At 74.6% G+C, this 1,876-nt stretch carries 1 protein-coding gene; it reads left to right on the top strand.

The genetic code is table 11. The annotated features are described in order from the left end of the window. Positions 1-73 precede the first annotated feature (73 nt). A partial coding sequence (locus ACTUAL_RS22545; RefSeq protein WP_440901636.1) for a TolB family protein occupies positions 74-1,876 on the top strand: 1,803 nt, incomplete at its 3' end.

The following is a 1,876-nucleotide window of genomic DNA, read 5'->3' as shown; positions in this document are numbered from 1 at the left end:
CTCGCTGCCCGCCGGGACCTCCCTCCCCGGCGGGCGCGCGGCCAGGATCGGGACCGACGCGAGGAGGTGCGCGGTGTTCACCAGGTTCAGGGCCGTCGTGGTGGCGGTCGTGGCTGTGCTGCTCGGCGGCGTCGTGGTGGTGCTGCACAGCGGCGTGGCGCCCGCCCAGCAGGACGACCCGCCGCCGCCCCAGCGGATCGCGTACGCGGGCACGGAGCACCGGGGCATCGGGCGCGTGCCCGTCGGCTACCCGACGGACCTCCCGAGCCCGCCCCTGTTCGACGACCGGCCCTCCCACTTCGACGACGAGGTGTCGGCGCGCGGCGGGCTCGTGGTGTTCGTCAGCATGAGGGCCGAGAAGCTGCCGCAGGTGTTCCTGCGCCAGCGCGACGGGGTCGTCGTGCAGCTGACCGAGGGCATGCACGCCTGCCACCCGCAGCTCACCCCAGACCTGGGAACCGTGGTGTTCCAGCAGGTGCGGTCCGACGGGCGCGGCGAGCTGTGGGCGGTCGGCGTGGACGGGACGAACCTGCGCCGCATCACCCCCGAGGGCGCCGAGCCCGAGGAGTGGCCGACCGTCTCCCCGGACGGGCAGCGCGTCGCGTTCAGCGCGGGCGGGCAGATCCGCAGCAGGCCCCTCGCGGGCGGGCCCTCCACGCAGCTCACCGACGAACCCGGCGGTGGCGCGGGCGAACCGGTGTGGCACCCGACCGAGGACCGGATCGTCTACAAGCTCGGGGACGGGCGCGCGCGGCTGCGCGTGCTGGAGGACGGGGCCAGCCGGGACTTCTTCGCCGAGAACCAGGCGGGGTGGAGCGGCCGGTGGCCGGTGTGGATGCCGGACGGCGAGGCGCTGCTGTTCATCAGCTGCGGCTGCCTGGAGGCGGACCCGAGGGAGGGCGTCTACCGGGTCGCGGGCGACGGAGGTGAACCGGTCGGGGCCGCGCCGCAACTGCTGCTCAGGGAGGACCGGCTGGTCAGCGCGCCCGCCTGGCTCGGCGACCCGGTGACCGGGACGCTGCTGATCGCGCGCACCACCGCGTCGGCGCGCAACGAGGTGCGGTTGCACGACATCCAGCCGGACGGCACCGATCCCAGGGACCTCGGGATCGCGCTCGCGCTGGAGCACCCGGACATCGCCTCCGACTCCCGGCTGCTGTTCAAGCCGACCGGCGGCTACGACCCGTGGACGCTGCGGCAGACCTACTCCCCGGACGGCCGCAGGATCGTCTACACCGCCTTCGAGGGACCGCTCGGCTCGCGCCTGCAGCGGATCTGGACCGCGAACGCGGACGGCTCGGACCCGGTGCGGCTGGAGGTCTCCGACCGGCTGCCCACCGACTGGGAGTTCGACCCGGCCTGGTCGCCGGACGGCCAGCAGATCGCCATCACCCGCCGCTCGCCCGGCGGCATCCGGCCGGACAACGGGCCCAGCCGGATCGCGATCGTGGAGGCCGCCACCGGGCAGGTCCTGCGCGAGCTCGTCGCGCCGCCCGGAGCCGAGGGCCAGGAGGACACCCAGCCCGCGTGGTCGCCGGACGGGCGCACCCTGTCGTTCACCAGGGGCGTGGTGTTCGACGACGACACCGGCACCGAGGTGCGCGACAACCACATCTGGACCGCCGACGCGGCCACCCTCGGCAACCAGCGCGACATCAGCGAGATCGCCTGCGGCACGGCCTCGCTGTGCGAGGTGACCGACGACAGCTCGGTGTTCAGCCCCGACAGCGGCGACCTGGTGTTCAACCGCGAGCAGGACGCGCTCATCTCGTTCGACCTCGACCGGGAGACCTGCCGCGTGCTGGTCCCGCGGGGCGGCACCCAGTGCGGGGCGCCCGTGGTGAACGAGCCCGGCCCGTTCCAGCCGCGCGACGCC

The sequence above is a fragment of the Actinosynnema sp. genome (genome assembly GCF_052038725.1).
This window is presented reverse-complemented; position numbering and strand designations above follow the sequence as displayed.